Source organism: Limnobacter sp. (assembly GCF_046297615.1).
Lineage (GTDB): Bacteria > Pseudomonadota > Gammaproteobacteria > Burkholderiales > Burkholderiaceae_B > Limnobacter.
The window spans coordinates 64,090-82,511 of sequence record NZ_JBKBHM010000007.1; the positions used below are offsets into that span (position 1 = coordinate 64,090).

At 56.0% G+C, this 18,422-nt stretch carries 18 protein-coding genes and 1 tRNA gene; 6 read left to right on the forward strand and 13 right to left on the reverse strand.

All coding sequences use genetic code 11. The features are described from left to right. Positions 1 to 6: 6 nt before the first annotated feature. Positions 7 to 870, reverse strand: coding sequence for a phosphate/phosphite/phosphonate ABC transporter substrate-binding protein (locus ACK4FF_RS13590; RefSeq protein ID WP_409710373.1), 864 nt, complete (start codon positions 868 to 870; stop codon positions 7 to 9). Between the two features lie 102 nt (positions 871 to 972). After that, the gene (locus ACK4FF_RS13595; protein WP_409710376.1) at positions 973 to 1,341 is read right to left on the reverse strand and encodes a VOC family protein; all 369 of its coding nucleotides are present in this window, start codon (positions 1,339 to 1,341) and stop codon (positions 973 to 975) included. Positions 1,342 to 1,495: 154 nt separating this feature from the next. Between ACK4FF_RS13595 and ACK4FF_RS13600 the strand changes: the two genes are divergently transcribed. From ACK4FF_RS13600 to ACK4FF_RS13610, 3 genes are read left to right on the forward strand one after another with little or no spacing between them, the layout of a single operon-like run. Next, positions 1,496 to 3,028 carry an LVIVD repeat-containing protein gene (locus ACK4FF_RS13600; RefSeq protein WP_409710379.1) on the forward strand — a complete coding sequence of 511 codons (1,533 nt, stop codon included), beginning with the start codon at positions 1,496 to 1,498 and terminating at the stop codon, positions 3,026 to 3,028. Positions 3,029 to 3,049: 21 nt separating this feature from the next. Further along, a complete protein-coding gene (locus ACK4FF_RS13605; RefSeq protein ID WP_409710382.1) occupies positions 3,050 to 3,682 on the forward strand; it encodes a DUF305 domain-containing protein in 633 nt (210 codons plus the stop codon). Positions 3,683 to 3,707: 25 nt separating this feature from the next. Next, positions 3,708 to 4,274 (forward strand): hypothetical protein, encoded by a 567-nt coding sequence (locus ACK4FF_RS13610; RefSeq protein WP_409710385.1) that lies wholly within the window; start codon positions 3,708 to 3,710, stop codon positions 4,272 to 4,274. Positions 4,275 to 4,289: 15 nt separating this feature from the next. On the opposite strand, the gene ACK4FF_RS13615 is transcribed toward ACK4FF_RS13610, so the two are convergent. Beyond that, on the reverse strand, positions 4,290 to 5,705 hold the full coding sequence (locus tag ACK4FF_RS13615) for an LVIVD repeat-containing protein (RefSeq protein WP_409710388.1): 1,416 nt from the start codon (positions 5,703 to 5,705) through the stop codon (positions 4,290 to 4,292). After that, positions 5,692 to 5,832, reverse strand: coding sequence for a hypothetical protein (locus ACK4FF_RS13620; RefSeq protein ID WP_409710391.1), 141 nt, complete (start codon positions 5,830 to 5,832; stop codon positions 5,692 to 5,694). Before ACK4FF_RS13620 ends, ACK4FF_RS13615 begins: the two co-directional genes overlap by 14 nt. A 157-nt stretch (positions 5,833 to 5,989) precedes the next feature. On the opposite strand from ACK4FF_RS13620, the gene ACK4FF_RS13625 reads away from it, so the two are divergent. Further along, positions 5,990 to 6,066 (forward strand) — tRNA-Arg (locus ACK4FF_RS13625). 77 nt (positions 6,067 to 6,143) lie between these two features. Here ACK4FF_RS13625 and ovoA read toward each other — a convergent pair. The 5 genes from ovoA to ACK4FF_RS13650 all read right to left on the reverse strand — a co-directional run bounded on the left by ovoA (position 6,144) and on the right by ACK4FF_RS13650 (position 11,351). Next, positions 6,144 to 8,294, reverse strand: coding sequence for a 5-histidylcysteine sulfoxide synthase (gene ovoA / locus ACK4FF_RS13630; RefSeq protein ID WP_409710394.1), 2,151 nt, complete (start codon positions 8,292 to 8,294; stop codon positions 6,144 to 6,146). 73 nt (positions 8,295 to 8,367) lie between these two features. Beyond that, positions 8,368 to 9,564, reverse strand: a complete 1,197-nt coding sequence (locus tag ACK4FF_RS13635) for a cytochrome c biogenesis protein/redoxin (protein WP_409710825.1) — start codon at positions 9,562 to 9,564, stop codon at positions 8,368 to 8,370. A gap of 33 nt (positions 9,565 to 9,597) precedes the next feature. Continuing rightward, a complete protein-coding gene (locus ACK4FF_RS13640) occupies positions 9,598 to 9,873 on the reverse strand; it encodes a pentapeptide MXKDX repeat protein (RefSeq protein WP_409710397.1) in 276 nt (91 codons plus the stop codon). Between the two features lie 64 nt (positions 9,874 to 9,937). Continuing rightward, the gene (locus ACK4FF_RS13645) at positions 9,938 to 10,735 is read right to left on the reverse strand and encodes a molybdopterin-dependent oxidoreductase (RefSeq protein WP_409710398.1); all 798 of its coding nucleotides are present in this window, start codon (positions 10,733 to 10,735) and stop codon (positions 9,938 to 9,940) included. 13 nt (positions 10,736 to 10,748) lie between these two features. Beyond that, on the reverse strand, positions 10,749 to 11,351 hold the full coding sequence (locus tag ACK4FF_RS13650) for a cytochrome b/b6 domain-containing protein (RefSeq protein ID WP_409710401.1): 603 nt from the start codon (positions 11,349 to 11,351) through the stop codon (positions 10,749 to 10,751). A 116-nt stretch (positions 11,352 to 11,467) separates the two neighbouring features. On the opposite strand from ACK4FF_RS13650, the gene ACK4FF_RS13655 reads away from it, so the two are divergent. Together ACK4FF_RS13655 and ACK4FF_RS13660 are read left to right on the forward strand one after the other, a co-directional pair. After that, positions 11,468 to 12,190 carry a response regulator transcription factor gene (locus ACK4FF_RS13655; protein WP_409710403.1) on the forward strand — a complete coding sequence of 241 codons (723 nt, stop codon included), beginning with the start codon at positions 11,468 to 11,470 and terminating at the stop codon, positions 12,188 to 12,190. After that, positions 12,187 to 13,695 (forward strand): ATP-binding protein, encoded by a 1,509-nt coding sequence (locus ACK4FF_RS13660; RefSeq protein WP_409710406.1) that lies wholly within the window; start codon positions 12,187 to 12,189, stop codon positions 13,693 to 13,695. Before ACK4FF_RS13655 ends, ACK4FF_RS13660 begins: the two co-directional genes overlap by 4 nt. A 24-nt stretch (positions 13,696 to 13,719) precedes the next feature. Here ACK4FF_RS13660 and ACK4FF_RS13665 read toward each other — a convergent pair whose 3' ends face one another. From ACK4FF_RS13665 to ACK4FF_RS13680, 4 genes are read right to left on the reverse strand one after another with little or no spacing between them, the layout of a single operon-like run. Continuing rightward, a complete protein-coding gene (locus tag ACK4FF_RS13665) occupies positions 13,720 to 15,216 on the reverse strand; it encodes an FAD-dependent oxidoreductase (protein ID WP_409710409.1) in 1,497 nt (498 codons plus the stop codon). Further along, entirely contained in the window at positions 15,209 to 16,699 is a 1,491-nt protein-coding gene (gene glpK / locus ACK4FF_RS13670; protein WP_409710412.1) for a glycerol kinase GlpK, read from the reverse strand. The genes ACK4FF_RS13665 and glpK overlap by 8 nt, the downstream gene beginning before the upstream one ends. 29 nt (positions 16,700 to 16,728) lie before the next feature. Then, positions 16,729 to 17,961 carry a hypothetical protein gene (locus ACK4FF_RS13675; protein ID WP_409710415.1) on the reverse strand — a complete coding sequence of 411 codons (1,233 nt, stop codon included), beginning with the start codon at positions 17,959 to 17,961 and terminating at the stop codon, positions 16,729 to 16,731. A gap of 34 nt (positions 17,962 to 17,995) precedes the next feature. After that, positions 17,996 to 18,418 carry a gamma-glutamylcyclotransferase family protein gene (locus ACK4FF_RS13680; RefSeq protein ID WP_409710418.1) on the reverse strand — a complete coding sequence of 141 codons (423 nt, stop codon included), beginning with the start codon at positions 18,416 to 18,418 and terminating at the stop codon, positions 17,996 to 17,998. Positions 18,419 to 18,422: the final 4 nt, after the last annotated feature.

An 18,422-nucleotide genomic window follows, 5' to 3' on the forward strand; every position in this document is an offset into this window, starting at 1 on the left:
GGAGGATTACCTCACAGCCACTGGCGCACTTTGATAAAAGCGCCGGTAAGCCGCATAGTCAGCATCTTTGGCGGCTACGAAATACTGATCTTCACTCAAGCCCACCACCTCGGAGGCATTCTTGAGAATTTTCAGTCCAACTGGGTCCTTATGCATACCCAGAAAAGCCGAGGCCACCGCTTTTTGCACTTTGTCACTGACTTTGGATGAGGCCATCAAAGCCAGATCCAGATAGGGCTCAGAAGTCCACAATACCCGGAACATCTTCTTGCCCGCGCGTTCTTCATAGCCGTCAATCAAGGCCGAGTTGCTGCCCACCGCTTTGGCCCGGCCAGCGAACAATTGGGAAAATGCCGCATTCTGGTTGCCTGCAAAAATCGGGTTCACCTGCACGCCGGAGGACAGCAGATGGCCGTGAACAACCCGGTAACCGATGAAAGCCTCTGGCCCTGCGTAAACCACATCGGTGCCGTTCAACTCCTCAAGCTTGCGAATAGGCGATTCAACAGGCACCGCAATTTGGGCATACAAGGCAGGCCCCATCCGGCGGCCAAACACACGCCAACCCAACTTCTCCCGGTCTGGGCTGAACAGGTGGTTCGAGAATACGAACTCCACCTCCTGAGCCAGCACATAGGCCGTGGTGTCTGCGGAGGTTCGTCCAATTTTCAGTTCAAGCTTTACGCCACTTTTTTCACTGACGTATTGGATGATCGGGTTCCAGTACGCGGCCGTCTTTGAAATGTCCCACTGATTCACCGGTGAAAAGCGATAAACCGGGGGCTCAACCGTGTTGGCCCCGGCTGTCGTTGTCACAGTCAGACTGAACACAACCAACAGGGCTGCGAGTGAATGGAATAGGCGATGCATGGCGAAACCTGATTACTCAAAAAATTGTATTGAATTTTACTATCTGTACAGGGAAGGCACCATATCCAAGGCGCCCGCCCCTTAATAGCCTTACGGCCGTGTTCAGCCTAACTTGAAGAAATTCATTTTGTAACCGTCAGGGGTGCGGAAGTACGCGGCGTAAAACCCGGGCATACGCTCACCGGGCCCGCCCTCGCAGGTGCACCCCAGGCTCAGCGCGTGCTGGTACATCTGGTCGACCTGTTCGCGGCTGCTGGCCGCCAAAGCCACCATCGTACCGTTGCCACAGGCCGCACCCTCGCCATCATAAGGGGTCATTACCCCCATAAAACCCCGAGAAAAATCGGTGCCCCAAAATACCCCACGTGGCAAATCCAATAAGCGTTTGGCGCCCAAGGGGGCGAACAGCTTGTCGAAAAACTCGGCACTTTTGGCCAAATTGTTGGTGCCCAGGGTCACATATCCCAGCATGTTGTCTACTCCTTTGATGGATACACAGGGCCGGTTTTCAGCCCCAAGAAACAGTATGGCACAGCCAATAAAGCAAGCACATCCGGCGGCGAATCCACTCAGGTTGGCTGCAATGTATCAACACCATAACCCTGACAACGAGTCAACCCCCGTCATGCCACAACTGCTCGCCTTTTCAATTCGAAGCCTCAGTCATCTGGCCTTGATGGTTGTGCTGTTCTCCCTCTGCTTGGGCGGATGCCTGTCCTCGAATGATCCTGCCACAGCAACGAACGCTGGCCGGGTGACAGGAAGCCAAGCCAACCTGGACAGCGACCTTCTCACCATCAATGGCTGCGCACCGGGCGACTCACCAGAACCCGACATTCAGGGCCGAGTGCCCCTTGCCGACCGGCAAAGCGGCCGCAGTCAGCAAGGCTATCAGTGCAACCTGAAGCGCATCGGCCAGTTTCAAGGCGAAGGCACCACTTGGGTCAACCCCTCCACCTCGCATTGCGCCTACATGGCCACAGCCTTCTCCGGAATTGGACGCAAAAAATTGCCCGGTGTGCAGGTGGTGGATGTCACTACCCCCACCAATCCGCGTTTTGTCAAAAGCCTCGACAGCGCAGCCTTCACCATCGGGACCTGGGAATCCCTGAAAATCAATGAGCCACGGCAACTGCTGGCCGGTGTGGCCGTTGGCCCAATTGTCATCGGCTTGTTTGTGGACATCTACGACATCAGTGGCGACTGCACCCAACCCAAGCTACTCAACGGGCTGGCTGGCCCGCTCACCGTGCCGGCCAACTTCCTTGGTCATGAGGGCAACTTCAGCCCAGACGGCAAAACCTACTGGGCCACCAGTTCAGCAGGCGGCAGCATCACCGCCATCAATCTGGACGACCCCAGCAAACCCCGCTTGGCCTACATCGGCAACAGCATTCTGCCCAACCACGGGTTCTCATTTAATGAGGCAGGCACCCGGATGTACCTGACCTTGGCTGCGCCCGGTGGTGTACTGATTTTGGATGTGAGTGACGTGCAAGCCCGCAAGCCGGTGCCCATCGTCAGGCCAGTGGGGCAATTGCTGTGGACTGACGGATCAATTTCCCAACACACCATACCCATCAGTTTTAAAGGTGTGCCGCATTTGATTGTGGTTGACGAATTCGGTACGGGTGCCACCCGCATTCTGAACATCGCCGACGAAGGCAAGCCTTTCATCGTATCGCGTCTGCGGCTGGAAATTCAGCAAGCAGCGAACGCCGACAAGCGTCGCGAAGACTTGGGTAACAACGGACTATTCGGCTACGAAGCCCACTATTGCGAAGTGGACCGCACGGCAGACCCACAAGCCTTGGCCTGCGGATACTTCCAGTCAGGTGTGCGGGTGTTTGACATTCGCGACCCGCTGAAACCCCGGGAAATTGCCTACTACAACCCACCCGCTCAACGGGCCAATAAAGCGATACTCACAGGCTCTGAGCACGCCGCCAGCCCGGCTGGGTTTGGGCCGTCACTGAGTGACCTTCAGAAATTGGGCTTTGGAATACCCACTTCCGCCAATCTCAGTGGCGACATGAGCACGGACTGGTGTTCATCCCCCCCACGGTTCGTCAATGACCAGTTGTGGGTGAGTTGCCAAGACAACGGCTTCATGGTGCTCGAGTTTGCCCCCGGTGTTTACCCATTCAAAACCGAATAAGCCGTGGCCAAGGTGCTCAACATGTCCAAATCTTCTTGGCTGGCTGCGCTTGTGCTAGGGTGCACACTGGCCGCAGGCGTGGGGTGGATGGCTGCGCACCAGCACTACCGAGCAATGCAGCAAGCCCAAAAGCAGGCCACAGCCGCGGTAGACATTCCCTTTTTGCAGCACATGACCGTGCACCATAGCCAAGCGTTGACCTTGAGCGAAGCGATGGGCAGCAAGCAAAACACCCAGTGGTCGGCTTTGGCCCGACAAATAGAAGTGTCACAGCGCTTGCAGATGGGCATGTTCAAAGCATGGTTGCAAAGCTGGCAAGCCGAGCCCCTGCCCCGCCAACTGAATATGGACTGGATGACTCCACATGCCACGGAAGACCAGTTGATGTTCATCAACCAATGCAAAGCGAGTGGCACTGGCATGACGGGACTGGCAAGCATGGACCAAATCAACCACTTACTCGGAGCCCAAGGGGCAGAAGCGGATGCGTTGTTTGCGCAGCTCATGCGCGCCCACCACCTCAGTGCCATCCCAATGCTGGAATACGCCGCGCAATGGGCGCACACTGCTGAGGTGCGCGAACTCGCGGCGTCCATGCTGGCCGAACAACGTCAGGAACTGACGGTGCTCAAACCACTCAATCCACAACCCTAAGTGATTCAAGCAACGGGAGGCAACAATGACCAATACCACGAACCTATCGATCACACTCTTGTTGAGTCTGTTGCTGACCTCACCCGCCGGGGCCCAGCGGGAGCTGACCGGCAGCCGCGCCGTAAATGCACTCACACGCGACGGTCATGAAATTCCTTTGGGCACCGTCGATTTCAAGCCAGTTGCGAAGGGTCGCAGTGAATTCAAACTCAATCTGGACATTCATGCCTTCACCGATTACTTTCTATCGATGCGCGAATTCAAATGCCTGACAGGTCCCAATGAAGTGGCGTGTCATGTCCCTTACCCGTACAAAAATCCTTCCACCGTCGGTCCCGGCAATTACACGTGGCTGGAACACCAGTTGCTTTTTCTCACCAAGTCACCTGGAGAGTTTGGCGCAAAACTATGGAATGGCGTGTACTACGAATTTAAAGACGAGAATGGCATGTTGGTTGGACGGCCGCGCGCCATTGACCTGAACGACATTTCAGCCCCACCCACTGACCTCACCGACCCGCCGTTGAAGCCAGCCAACAGACATGACATGAAAGCGAGTGACCGCTGGATTCAAGAATTGCGTATCCGTTGAACCCAACCTTGTGGGTCACCACACTCCATTGGTCACTTTGACCGCAAACAACCCTTGGTAGATGTCGCTGTACCAGATCTCTTTGCGCTCTGGCACAAAAGTGGGTTTGGACATGGCCCAATTGCTGGGTGGAGCCAAAGTATTGAACACCCAGGGCACCACGGGCGCCACGAAGTAGGCCACTTCCTTGGGGTTGGCGGGGTCGCGAATGTCAAACACCCGCAGGCCAGACAACATCATGCTGCAAGCCACTATCGGTGGGTCAACCCGAGTTGGCACATCGCAATAGTGCGCACCATACCCCCCCGCAAAATTCATCGCCCCCGGGTCGGAAGCCACACGGTCGCGGTTACGCGCCTCATGCACCGCCAGCCGAAGGTTGGACACGATCTTGGGTTGCGTTTCATTGGAAATGTCAATGATGCGCCCTGCACCCACGAGAGGGCCATTGGGCGAGGCCACCAAATCCAGCACCTTCAGCGCCGGGGCCAGCGGGTCTGTTTTCACCACATCTAACCCGGAACCACCGGATCGGAACTCATCGAATTCAATGATGTAGGGCTTGCCTGCAATCGTCACCGGTATGGTGTTTTGCGGAATCGACGAGGTGTCCCAGGTTAATGCGGCCACCTTGCGGTCGCGTGGGGCAGTTTTGCGCGCTTGAATTTCACTGGTGTCCACAATCACCAAACCACCCGGGCCGCCGAGTGTGGCCATGTAAGCGCGGTTGCCGTCGTCGCTCAGCGTCATCCCATGCGAGGAATATGCACCGAACCAGACGATCTTGGGCAGCGACAAGTTGGAAATGTCCAATGCAATCACGCTGGTCGTGCCAGGCGACGCCACGTAGAAGGTATTCCCATCCACAGACATACCGCTTTCGTGGCCCAAAATACCCAACGGCGTTGACGACTTCAGCACCGGGTTCAGGCAATCATCTTTGATGTCGTAGAGGTCAACAATACCGGGGGCGGTGATCGGGTTGCCCATCACCGCTGCCAGCACACCACGGCGTTGGTTGACCACCAAGGACTCATGCGGCGACAACATCGCTGGCGTGACCAAACTACGTACGCGGCGCGGTTTGGTCGGGTCGCTCATGTCCATTACATTCACACCCGCTTGCCGCTCGGGCAGGTTCAGCGGGTACACCAGTGAGGTGTCGTAGTAGGCGCACTCTTGGCCCTTACTGTCCACATAACGCTCAACCTTAAAGCCCCCAACCTGTCCAAACCGTGCGCCCGTTGCAAAAGACCCCACCATTTCCGTGTTGCAGGTAAAGCCTGCCGCTGCACGGCCACTGTCGTAGTCCTCTTGGGTAATCTGCCCCTGCATGCCGGTTTCCGGACGTGAGCCCGGACCACATTGCCCTTGTGGCGTGGGCGTCAGGTTGATCCCGTCATTGGCCTGCTGCACTTCATTGGCGCTCACGGCGGGCTGAACGCCACTGGCCGAAGTCGGGGTATCTGAATCGCCCATGCATGCGGACACGATAGGCAGCAAAGGCAGCAGGCAGCAGGCAGCACAACGCGACCTTGCGCAGGACAGGTTCACTCATGAAAAATTGTCTCCGTTGTAATTTTTATTGGGCGGTTTACGCCTTTTACACAGTGTAGAGACAATTCCGATCAAGTGAAAGCCAAGGAATTTGTCGTGTTTTCCGCTACCACCCTTGCACAACACCCGAAGTTCATGCATAATCTCGCTTCTTCACAGCGGCTGTAGCTCAGTTGGATAGAGTACTTGGCTACGAACCAAGGGGTCGTGGGTTCGAATCCTGCCAGCCGCGCCAGAATTGAGCAAAAGAAACAAGGGCTTACCTCACAAGGGTTAGCCCTTTTTTCTTGTCTGTCGTTATCAGACATCAGCCTACTCAGTGCACTTTTTCCAAACGGTGGCTTCGCTGAGGGTGTGCTGAAATTTGCGCTTGGTTTCTCGTATAACAAAAGGCACATCCTGTGGCCCCTGCACCAAGACGAACTTAGGGCTCAGGCAATCCTTCAGCCCATCGAGAGTTGTGTAGGACTCACCGTCCTTTTTGTATCCGCCTACCCATTCACTGCGCTTGGTGTAATCCTCAAGCCAAGTGTATGGCGATGCGACTACCAACAAACCTCCCGGATTCAAACGTTCAGCCACCTGGTTCAAAAACAGGCGCGGTGAGTACAAACGGTCAATTAGATTGGCCGCTAGAATCAGGTCAAAACCGGTGAGGCTCGGCTTCAGATTGCAGGCGTCACCCTGCCAAAACTCAACACGATCGCTGAATTGATCCAACCCCAGACTGTCCAGACGGCGCTCGTAATACGTTACCAACTCGCCTTCATCGGGCATGGTGTAGCGGATGGTACCAGCGTCCAGCAACTTGGCCCCCACTTGGATAAGCATGGCCGAAAAGTCCACACCAACCACCTTGTGGAACGTGCGGGCCAATTCAAAGCTTGAGCGACCAGTGGCACAGCCCAAATCCAGCGCACGGGCATCAGAACCGTTTCCATGCGCCTTGTGTGCAGCGATGCACAATTGCGCCATGGCTTTGGCGAAATTGGGGACGCCAAAAGCGGGGTCTCCGTAATGAAACTCCGCATACTGAGACACCAATGCGTCGGACTCATAGGTGGACAACGGATTGACGGCTGGTGTTGAAGTCACGATATAACGAAAACCTGCATGTTGGAAGAAGTGGCGACGAAACGCGTAACGGGACACGTGACGGGACTGATTACCGCACGATATCCAACTGCCACCTTTGATGATGTTGTGGCGCTGATCAAACGTGGGGCTTGTGAAATCATCGTACACAGGATGTACCGTAAAACCATCGAAGGGGTAAGTGGGTGTCTCGCACCACTGCCACACATTGCCCACAACATCGAACAAGCCTGCATGGCCGAACTGGTCAACCGGGCAACTGGATGCCCAATGGTCCAGATGCAGGTTAGCAGCTGCTGGGCCTTGAGCAGGCACATCCGCAAGCTTGGCGTAGTCATAGATCCGGTTCCATTCATCCTCGGTGGGCAAACGCACCGGGGCGCCCAGTTGTTCACTTTTCCACCGACAAAAGGCGCGGGCTTCATGGCAATTTGTTTCGACCGGCCAATTCCAAGGCATCGGCACGTGCTCTGCAAGCAAACGCAACTGCCAGTCGCCCGCCCCGGAAGTGCCTCTGACCCAGAAAGTGGGATGCGTGGCTTTGGCGAATTCACGCCAGGCCAAGCCTTCTTCATCCCAGTAGTCATCCTGTTGATAGCCCCCCTCCTCCACGAATGTCAGGTACTCAGCATTGCTGACCAAACACTGTGACGCTTGAAAGCTGGCCACTGTTGCGCGGTGCTGACCATATTCATTGTCCCAGCCGTACACCGGGTCACTGTGCAGGCGGCCCAGCACCACCACATCACTGGGAATCTCAACCAGGGTATTGGTTGGTGCCTTGCCGTGTGATCGGCATGGCCGCCAGTCCGGTTTCGGGTTCACATACTTCAAGTCATGTTGGCGCATCAGAACTGATGATGTTTCCAGATGAATCAGCTCGTGTTCAATGCCCATCAACACAATCCAGAAGGGGTCATTCCAGCCGATTGGCAAGGTCAACGGTGTTTGACGAATCACCTGATCAACCACACTACGCACTTTCTGGCGGTACGCACGAACCTCTTCCACTGTTGGCCAATCGTAATGGGCCTCGGACAGGTCGTCCCAGCTCATCTCGTCCACCCCAACCGCGAACATGGACTCCAGCCTCGGGTCGATGCGAGTCTTGATCAAACCCGCCAGCATGAATTTGTTGATGAAAAACGTGGCGGTGTGGCCGAAATAAAAAATCAGCGGATGGCGCAGCGAGATCGGCTTTTTGTAAAACGCCTCATCACAGGACAACACCGTGAACAAAGACTCGTACCGGTCAAACGAGGCGTGAAAGTAACGCAATATCTCAGCACGTTTGGAGTCCACATCTATGCCGTCAAGCGTGGGCGTGCGAGGAAAACGGCTGCAAGTTTCGCTAAAGGGTGAATTCATGGGTGACAAAGCAACAGTGGCGTAAAGCGAAGTGTTGCTAGTTAAACACTTCGCCCATAGGCTTGGATGCGGCTTAGGTGCCTTGGGCCTTATTTTCTCGAATTAATTGACGAATGGCCTCTTCGGTCTGTTTGTAAGACCCTTCGCCAATGTGCTTCCAGCGGATTTTTCCAGAGCCATCCACCAAATACAGCGTAGGCCAGTACTGGTTACTCCACTGATTCCACACAGTGAAGTTGTTGTCCATGGTGACCAAAAAATCAAGTCCCATTTTGTCCATGGCTTTTTGCACGTTGTCGCGGTTGCGTTCAAACGCAAACTCAGGCGTGTGAACACCGATCACGACCAAGCCGTCATTGGCGAATTTTTTGTGCCACGCCTGTACGTAAGGAATTGCCCTTTGACAGTTGATGCAACCGAAGGTCCAGAACTCAACCAGAACCACCTTACCCCGCAGATCGGCGTCCTTAACCGGGTTTCCACGAAGCCAACCTGTCCCCCCTTGCAGGGAAGGCATGGTGCCCAAAACCGGCAAGGCAAGTGCTGGCGCATCGGCCACCTTGGTAAACGGGTTGAATTTAGACTGCTCTAACAGGGTTTTTTCAAGACCTTCGGTGGGGGCACCCGGCAGACGCACGGCCAACTGGTTGCCCAGGCCAGAAGCGATCAAGGCCACGCCAATCAACATCAGCGCCCCTGTGGTGCGCCGCAAGTTCATACCCAAGGCCACGACTGAACCGAAACGGCTGGACAATCCATGGCCGATCTTTCCAAAAGCGACACGTGCTGCGATAAACGCAGTGGCCGAACCGACTGCAAACGCCATCAAAGCTGCGGTGGTCTGGGGTGTTGACCCACCGGCCACATTGGCCCCAGCCAACAGGGCTCCCAGCACCGGGCCCGCACAGGGGGCCCACAACAACCCGGTTGAAACACCCAACATCCATTCTGACCAGCGGCCAGTGGTTTGGCCATTGGGGCTTATCAATTGAGCGAGGGTTTGAGCCGGCTTGAATAGCCGCTCGCCCAACGCCGGAAAAAGCATGGACAGGCCAAACAAGGCCATCAGCACCAGCGCAACGCTACGACCGGTTTCATGCAGTTCAGCGGCCCACTGACCACTGACTGTGGCCAAGACCAACACCAATGAGAAGCCTGCCGCGAGTCCACCAAACATTCCCAAGCCGCCCTTCCTCGCAAATACAAAAGGCAGTACGGGCAGGATGCATGGCGAAGCAATGGTTACAACGCCAGCCAAAAAAGAAATCATCAGCAAAATCACGGCATGCTCCTCGGTACAACCTTACTTCTTCATCGCGTCTTTGCCCATCGCGTCTTTGCCCATGGCATCTTTGCCCATGGCATCTTTGCCCATGGCATCTTTGCCCATGGTATCTTTGCCCATTGCATCTTTCTTCATAGCGTCCTTTTTCATGGCATCTTTGCCCATGGCGTCCTTGGCCATGGCGTCTTTGCCCATGGCATCTTTCTTCATGGCGTCTTGGGAAAAAGCGGGCGTTGCGATCAGCGTGCCAGCGGCCATACATGCAGTAATCAACAATGTAGAGATGGTTTTCATGAAGCTTCCTCTTTCAGAAAAATACCCAATATTGGGCGGTTGGTAAAAATCAGAATCAAAGCGATCAACAGCCACCGAACCAGTTGTAACCCTGGTCTTCCCAGTAGCCACCGGGGTGTTCATTGGTGACGATGACCGTTTCAATGTGTTTGGGGTTTTTGTAGCCGAGCTTCGTTGGGATACGGACTTTGACCGGATAGCCATATTTGGGCGGCAATGGCTCGCCATCCCAATCCAGGGCAACGATGGTTTGGGGATGGAGAGCTGTGGCCATGTCAATGCTCGTGTGGTACCCGTCTGCGCATCGAAAGTCCACATAACGGGCACGAAGGTCCGCCTGGCTGCGTTTAAGCACCTCAGACAATTGCACGCCACCCCAACGGCCTATGGCACTCCAGCCTTCTACGCAAATGTGACGAGTGGTTTGAACCGACTGAGGAAGCGCCCTTAAGTCATCCAGTGACCAGCGGTGCTGACCCACCTTACCCACCAAACCGGACATCTGCAGGCGCCATGCCGTGCCATCCAACACACGCACTTCGTCTTCACCGTAGTAGGCGTTGAATGGAAATGGCCGGGTAATCATCGAATCTGGATAGGTTGGCGCAAGCAGATTCGGGTTGAACAAGCGGGCCTGCATGTCATCATTGAATCTTGAAATGGCTTGCAGAGCCGCCTCTACGCGGGTGTTGTCAGTCAGGCTGCAGCCCGACAGCAAGGCCACACCACCCAATGTCAGCGATTGTCGAAGAAAGTTCCTTCGGCCAGCATCGGCCACTTTGGGCAGGATGAGACTCAAAGCATCCCGAACAATCTCATCAGCGCCATCCAGCCGTTCAATTCGATTTTTGAAAACAGTCATCAACGGCTCCGGCTCATCGACCACGGACCATGGCCACGATGGTTTTGGGGACCATCAGTGCCATACTCACGTGCACCACAAAAAAAGCGACCAATCCCGCCATGCAGATGAAGTGAATCCGGCGTGCGGCTTCATAGCCACCCAACAACTCCCGAAGCACAGGGAACTGCACCGATTTCCACATCACCAAGCCGGACAGAACGATCAAAATCAAGTCAACGATCACAAACACGTAAGCAAAGCGCTGTACAGCGTTGTACCGGGAAAGGTCGTTGTGGGCCAAACGCCCGGTCAAGACCGCCTTCACGTTGTCGATGAACTCAACAGGGGAAATTGGGAAGAATCGCGACCACAGGCGGCCTGAAAACACGTTCACCAGCAGGTATAAAGCGGTATTGGCCACCAGCACCCACATGAAGGCAAAGTGCCATTGCAGCGCACCACCCAACCAACCGCCCAGTGTCCAATCGGAGGGGAATCTGAAATCCCACAGCGGCGATGCGTTGTAGATTCTCCAGCCACTGAAGGTCATGATGAGAATGGCGATGGCATTGACCCAGTGATACGCCCTGATCCAGATCGCATGAATAACGGGGCTGTCTTCTGGTTCCATCATGTCTGGTATCCCTGGTTCGATGCGAGCAGGTTAACCAGTCAGCCTTGTCGAAGTCCTCTCGAAAACTTCAATAAAATGTGACAAATGCCCTGACACTTATCCGGGATAATCGGTGGATGACCGCACCCAAAAGAATCCTGATTGTTGAAGACGACGCGCACATTGCAGACCTTTTGGCCCTGCACCTGCGCGACGAAGCCTTCGAGGTCCATTGCGCCAGCGATGGCACTCAGGGTGTTGCTTTGCTGGAACAAGGTCAGTGGGATGCGCTGGTTCTGGACTTGATGCTGCCTGGTGTAGATGGTTTGGAGATCTGCAGACGGGCACGCCAAATGACCAGTTACACACCCATCATCATCACCAGCGCCAGGTCCAGCGAGGTACATCGTATTCTTGGGCTTGAACTGGGCGCTGACGATTATTTGGCCAAACCGTTTTCAGTCCTCGAGTTGGTGGCGCGAGTAAGGGCTTTGGTGCGTCGTACCGAAGCGATTGCGCGCAACGCAAGGCTTGATTCAGGCATGCTGGACATGAATGGCCTACGGCTCGACCCTGTGGCTCGAGAGGTTCGGGTGGACGGCCATTTGATTGACCTCACACCCAGGGAATTTGACCTTCTGCATTTCTTCCTGCGACACCCCGGCAAGGTGTACTCACGCATCGACTTGTTGAACATGGTGTGGGGTTATCACCACGATGGATATGAACACACGGTGAACACGCACATTAATCGCTTGCGACTGAAAATTGAAAAAAATCCAGCCCAACCCAACCTGATACTGACCGTTTGGGGACGAGGCTATAAATTCACCAGCTCTTCAGGCGAGGAAGCGGCATGAAGTGGCCCCAGTGGACATTAACGCGACGAATTGGCGCAATGACCGCAGGTCTGCTGCTGGTCACTGGGCTTGCCTCGGTGCTTGTACAAGTCAAAAATAGTGAACGGCATGCCAACGAGGTTTTACAGCGAATCTCCTTGACCTTGGCCAGTCACATTGCTGAGTCCAACAAAGCCATGCTGACGCCCGATGGCTTGAACTCTGCGGCAACTCAGCGCCTCTTTGACCGGCTAATGGAGGTCAACCCCAGTGTTGAGGTGTACCTGTTGGACCGCAATGGGCAAATCATCACCGACGCTGCACCACCAAACTCGGTGAAAAAGAGCAAGGTCGACTTAAACCCCATCCGAACGCTTTTGTCTGGCAAGTCCCTGCCGGTGCTGGGTGATGACCCCCGCAACCCAACGCGACAAAAGGTATTCAGCGTCACCCCACTCCAATACAACGGTCAAGACTGGGGTTACCTGTACATCATCCTGGCAGGGCAAGAATATGACCAAGTGTCGCGAAACCTGGTCAACCTTGATTTGTGGAAACTGTCCTGGATGGGCATGTTGACCGTGTTGGTCATGGGAATGATTTCAGCTTGGCTCGCGCTTCGTTGGGTTACAAAACCGCTGCGTCGATTGACTCAGCAGGTTGGCACCTTTCGAGTGGATTCCCAACATCACATCCCATCGAACAGCCTGCACCCCACAGGAACAAGCGACATTTCGCCTCCAGATGAGATTTCCCAACTTCAAACCGCGTTTCAAAGCATGACGGAGCGCATCACGCGCCAATGGCAACAGCTCAATGAGTTTGATCAGCAACGGCGTGAATTGGTGGCCAATATTTCGCATGATCTGCGCACCCCCCTCACTTCGTTGCACGGTTACCTGGAAACCCTGAAGTTCAAAGCCGGGAGCTTGTCCGCCCAAGACAAAGACCGCTATCTGGACATCGCATTGAGTCAGAGCAAGAAAGTGGGCAATCTGGCGCAGGCGCTGTTTGAATTGGCCAGGCTGGAGCACGGGGGTGTCAAACCCCACAAAGAAGATTGCTCACTGGTCGATCTGCTGCAAGACGTGGTTCAAAAATTTGAGCTGGCCACTGAGGCCCGTCGACAAACTCTGCGAATCAGCCTGATACCCGATCTGCCCGTGGTACAAGCCGACCTGGGGTTGATCGAACGCGTATTGACCAACCTGATTGACAATGCGATCAGACACACCAACGATGGCTGTCAAATCAGAATATCCGCAGAAACCGATGCCCAGGGCGTGTATGTCAGTGTTGAAGACGACGGGCCCGGCCTGCCACTGCATGTGAAACAAACTGTGTTCCAAGAACATCAATCGACCCGCGCAGGGTGGCGATTAACCGGCGCTTCATCAAGTGGACTGGGGCTGATGATCGTACGGAAGATTCTTCAGTTGCATGACAGCGACCTCGACCTAGGCCCCGAACCACGCGAAAGCAAGGGCACCAAGCTGGGTTTTCGGCTGTACTGTCTGCCTGCATAAACATTAGCCCAAGCGCCCTCTCTACTACCCTGCGTACTGATCACACAGCGCCTGAAAATGACGTTCCTGCTCATCCAGTTGCGCTTCTGAGTAACCAAGGCGCTGCGCAAGCACCCGCCGTACAGCGGGAATGCAGCGGCGGGCGGCAGCACTGTCCAAAAACAGGGCCCTGTTCCTGCGGGCCAACACATCTTCAATGGTCACGGCCAATTCTTCGGTCACCGCCAACTGAATGTCTTGCTCAGTCAAGTCCAAAGCCGCGTCAAGCCGCGTGCCGTCTGCCTGCGCAGGCAGGCTGTCCTTCAGGCGCAACTCTGTAGTCTGGCAGGGGCGGCCATGCCAGCCCCGTTGTTTGCACACCAAATCCACCACTTCTTCAGCCATGCTTCGGTAGGTGGTCCATTTGCCACCGGTGATGGTCACCAAACCGCTGGGGTCGGTCACGATGGTGTGTTCACGGGAAATGCTTTTGGTGTTGCCATTGGGCGCGGCACCCACCAGCGGGCGCAGGCCCACAAACACGCTGCGCACATCGCTACGGCTGGGCGCTGGGCTCAGGTACTGGGCGGCGGTTTGCAGCACGAAGTCCACTTCACCGTCCAAGGGTTTGGGTTCGGTGGGCGCATCACGCCGTGGGGTGTCGGTGGTTCCAATCAAGGTTTTGCCTAACCAAGGCACCACAAACAGCACGCGGCCATCACTGGTTTTCGGCACCAGCAAAGCGTCGGTGGCCGGGTGGAAACTGCGGTCAACCACCACGTGCACGCCCTGGCTGGGGCTCAACATGGACAGAGTACTTGGGTTGTCCAAACGGCGAAGATCGTCCACCCACACGCCGGTGGCATTGATGAAGGCCTTGGCTTTCAGGCTCATTGCATGAGCCCCGAATCGGTCCTGTACCTTCACGGCTGCAATGCGCTCGTCTTGCTTTTCAAAGCCGGTCACTGCGCAGTAGTTCAAGGCTTGCCCACCTTGTGCAAACAAGGTTTTCATCAAGGCAATGGCCAAGCGGGCGTCATCAAACTGCGCATCAAAATACCGCACACCGCCAGCCAAATGCCTGCGGTTCAGGGTGGGCAGTGCACCCACCACCTGGGCCAGGTTCATCATCCTCGTGGGCCCAATACCCAAGCGGCCTGCCAGCAGGTCGTACACCTTCAGGCCAATCCAGTAAAACATTTTTTCAAACCAGCTTTTAACCGGAATGACAAAGGCCAAAGGTTTGACCAGGTTGGGCGCGTTGCGCAACATGCGCCCTCTTTCTTCCAGTGCCTCACGCACCAAGCTGATGTTGCCTTGGGCCAAATAGCGCACGCCACCATGGGCCAACTTGGTGGCGCGGGAACTGGTGCCCTTGGCGAAGTCGTGCGCCTCCAGCAACAGCACGTCCAAACCACGGCTTGCAGCATCCACCGCACTGCCCAAGCCTGTGGCGCCACCGCCGATCACAATCAAATCCCACACATGGCCAGCACTGGCCTTCTGTTCAATGTTCTTGATAATTGAATTTCGATCAAGCATCGGTCCACCCCTTAGCCCGCTCAACAGCACGGTGCCAGCGGTCCAGCAATTCGCCGCGCTGGTCAATGCCCATCTGCGGCTCAAACCGCGCATCCACGGTCCAGTTGTTCTTCAAATCATCTTTGGAAGCAAACACACCAACAGCCAAACCGGCGAGGTAAGCGGCACCCAAAGCAGTTGTCTCGGTGACTGTGGGCCGAACCACGGGCACACCCAGCAAGTCAGCCTGTATCTGCATCAACAGCCCATTGTTGGAAGCCCCGCCGTCCACCCGCAATTCCAGCAGCGGCGCTGCGCCATCGCGTTGCATGGCCTGCACCAAATCGACGGTTTGCAAGGCAATGCTTTCAAGCGCCGCGCGGGCAATGTGCGCCCGGGTGGTGCCCCGGGTCATGCCCAGCAAGGTGCCCCGTGCGTAAGGGTCCCAGTGCGGCGCACCCAGCCCTGCAAAGGCGGGCACCAGGCACACGCCATCGGTGCTGGGTACGCTGCTGGCCAAGGCCTCCACTTCTGCGGAACTCTGAATTAAACCAAGGCCATCGCGCAACCACTGCACCACCGCACCGCCCATAAACACACTGCCTTCCAGCATGTAATCGGTCTGCCCGTTCATGCGCCAGCCCACTGTGGTCAACAAGCGGTTGTGGCTTTCAACCAGCTTGGCGCCTGTGTTCAGCAACATGAAGCAGCCAGTGCCGTAGGTGTTCTTGGCCTCACCGGCAGCAAAGGCAGTCTGGCCAAACGTGGCGGCTTGCTGGTCCCCGGCCGCTGCGGCAATGGGCACTTCACCGCCCAGCACGGTGGCTGCTGTGTTGGCCATCACACCACTGGAATCAAGCACCTTCGGCAATACACTGCGCGGAATGTTGAAGAGGTTCAACAATTCTTCGTCCCAATCCAATGTTTGAATGTTCAGCAGCATGGTGCGTGATGCGTTGCTGACATCCGTCACATGGGCCGCGCCCCTGGTGAGGTTCCAGATCAACCAAGAGTCCACCGTACCAAACGCCAGTTCGCCAGCGGCTGCGCGGGCACGGGCCCCATCCACATGGTCCAGTATCCAGGCCAGCTTGGTGGCTGAGAAGTACGCATCCGTCTCCAACCCAGTCAACCGCTTGATCAAAGGCGCTTTGCCCTGAGCACGAAGCCGGTCGCAGTGGGCTGCAGTTCGGCGGTCCTGCCACACGATGGCGTTGTACACAGGCTCACCGGTTTTACGATCCCACAACACGGTGGTTTCCCGTTGATTGGTGATGCCGATACCCGCAAGGTCAGAGGCTTTCAAGCCAGCCTGTTCCAAAGCAGCCTGCGCGCAGGTCAACTGGGTGGTCCAGATGTCACCGGGGCGGTGCTCAACCCAACCTGCCTTGGGGAACAATTGCTCAAACTCCTTCTGGGAACTGGCCACCACACGGGCCTGTGCATCAAAGACAATCGCGCGTGAACTGGTGGTCCCTTGGTCCAGCGCAAGCAAATACGACATGGTTGGTCTCCGGTTGGGTGAGCGTGAGTTTACGCGTCGGTCAGTTCAACAAGCGTGTGCAGCATGGCCTTGTACAGGGCCTTGCGCGGAAAACGGTTGCGCCCGAAATTGAAGGTTCGGTAGCTGACCGCCCAGTGGTGGCCACGCACCGCGCCGAGGTGGTGAATATGGTTTTCAGGCACAGCAGACTCTTTGGGCATCAGGTTGTCCAGCGTCACCACTTGCCCATCATTGTAGATGCAGACACCCTCGCTGACTTTGGCCTGCAACCACATGCTGTAGTCATCAAGGTTGAATTGCCACCAGTGGCGGCGGTAGTCCATCATGGGCATCACCGCGCTGAGGGTGAAGTAATGCACATGGGCAGGCAAGTGTGGTGCGTAGTCCATTGCCCTTTCATGGCGAACCTCACGGGTCAGTGAAGTGACGCCACCCACCATGTCGTCCCTGAACTGCTGGGTGGGCATGCCAGCCAGGGCCGACAACCAAGGTTGTTTCTGGCAACGTGCCACCAGCTTCGGGATGGACAGCAATTGGGGATCAGGCTTGAGCACGTCATCGGCCAAATACGAGCCACCAATGGCCCCACACATGGCAACCACTGCCTTGGTCGCCTTCAGTATGAAGTTGTCCGCAAAAGTGCCACGGTTCAGGTTGGCCAACAGCTCCAGCGTCAATGGGCAGCCATAGGAATAGCCCAGAAATACGATACGACAGCCCTCAACCACCACCCAACGGCGCAATGTGGCACTGTTGTGCAACAACTCAAACAAGGGTTGGCCGATCACCAGTGAATCTGCGTTCGACCTTGGGTATTGGGCGTACACCAGCTTTAAGCCACCGCCCTTGGCCCGCCATTCCTCTTGGGTGGGCTGGCCATCAATGCCGGGGCGCAGCATGAGCACATCATGGGAAGACTGCCTGTCGTCAAATACTTCATGCAAAGACAGGTTGCGCAAGGTCTCGTGTGTAAACCCGGGCACCAGCACGTACACAGTGCGGTCATCGCGGTAAAAGTCACCATTGATGCAAAAACCGCCAGGGCTCAGGCTCGCCAATTGAGCCCGTACATCACTCTCAGACAATTCAATGGCTTTGAAATCACGGTCGCGGTCAGCGCCGAGCACCTTCAAATCGTGGGGATGGTGCGGCTTCCACACATGGGCATGCATCTGCTCAGCCGACAGGCCCTGTGCCTGCATGTATGCAAGGAAGTGCTGAAAGAACCGGTCTTGCGCAAGGCCGCGCGCTGTTGGTGACATGCGTACTCCAGTGGATTGTCGTTCTAATAATTCTTCACTGCTTGCGTTGGCCGGTGGCCTGCCAGTTACGGACGTGGCGGTCCAAAAACTTCGTCAGCCCGGTGCGTTCAAATTCGGCAACGCTCCAGTCCGCATCAGGCAACTGGTCAGGGCGGTTCCACAGGTAAGTGTGGGCCTGCCAGGTTTGGCCATCCGCCCCCAACACCTCAATTGCACTGCGGGTGTACTCGGCACCTTCAAAGACATCCAGCCGGTGAATGTCTTCCGACGCCACATCCAGCCACAGCAGCCCATGCACTGAATGGCCTGCAGCAGGCACCATGGCGGGGTAGGTTTCACCAATCACCGCATGCCGCCGGTGATTGGCCGCCACGGCTGACAGGTTCTGGTAAGCCCCCTGTACCACACTGCCCCACACCGGGTCATACATCAGTGACCCGTATACAAACACATGCATGAAC

Coding starts and splice junctions, on each gene's coding strand:
- ovoA (WP_409710394.1), bottom strand. CDS start 8,294: ATGAATTCACCCTTTAGCGAAACTTGCAGCCGTTTTCCTCGCACGCCC.
- ACK4FF_RS13675 (WP_409710415.1), bottom strand. CDS start 17,961: ATGTCACCAACAGCGCGCGGCCTTGCGCAAGACCGGTTCTTTCAGCAC.
- ACK4FF_RS13605 (WP_409710382.1), top strand. CDS start 3,050: ATGTCCAAATCTTCTTGGCTGGCTGCGCTTGTGCTAGGGTGCACACTG.
- ACK4FF_RS13660 (WP_409710406.1), top strand. CDS start 12,187: ATGAAGTGGCCCCAGTGGACATTAACGCGACGAATTGGCGCAATGACC.
- ACK4FF_RS13645 (WP_409710398.1), bottom strand. CDS start 10,735: ATGACTGTTTTCAAAAATCGAATTGAACGGCTGGATGGCGCTGATGAG.
- ACK4FF_RS13595 (WP_409710376.1), bottom strand. CDS start 1,341: ATGCTGGGATATGTGACCCTGGGCACCAACAATTTGGCCAAAAGTGCC.
- ACK4FF_RS13640 (WP_409710397.1), bottom strand. CDS start 9,873: ATGAAAACCATCTCTACATTGTTGATTACTGCATGTATGGCCGCTGGC.
- ACK4FF_RS13620 (WP_409710391.1), bottom strand. CDS start 5,832: ATGAGTGAACCTGTCCTGCGCAAGGTCGCGTTGTGCTGCCTGCTGCCT.
- ACK4FF_RS13665 (WP_409710409.1), bottom strand. CDS start 15,216: ATGCTTGATCGAAATTCAATTATCAAGAACATTGAACAGAAGGCCAGT.
- ACK4FF_RS13610 (WP_409710385.1), top strand. CDS start 3,708: ATGACCAATACCACGAACCTATCGATCACACTCTTGTTGAGTCTGTTG.
- ACK4FF_RS13655 (WP_409710403.1), top strand. CDS start 11,468: ATGACCGCACCCAAAAGAATCCTGATTGTTGAAGACGACGCGCACATT.
- glpK (WP_409710412.1), bottom strand. CDS start 16,699: ATGTCGTATTTGCTTGCGCTGGACCAAGGGACCACCAGTTCACGCGCG.
- ACK4FF_RS13600 (WP_409710379.1), top strand. CDS start 1,496: ATGCCACAACTGCTCGCCTTTTCAATTCGAAGCCTCAGTCATCTGGCC.
- ACK4FF_RS13680 (WP_409710418.1), bottom strand. CDS start 18,418: ATGCATGTGTTTGTATACGGGTCACTGATGTATGACCCGGTGTGGGGC.
- ACK4FF_RS13635 (WP_409710825.1), bottom strand. CDS start 9,564: ATGATTTCTTTTTTGGCTGGCGTTGTAACCATTGCTTCGCCATGCATC.
- ACK4FF_RS13650 (WP_409710401.1), bottom strand. CDS start 11,351: ATGATGGAACCAGAAGACAGCCCCGTTATTCATGCGATCTGGATCAGG.
- ACK4FF_RS13590 (WP_409710373.1), bottom strand. CDS start 870: ATGCATCGCCTATTCCATTCACTCGCAGCCCTGTTGGTTGTGTTCAGT.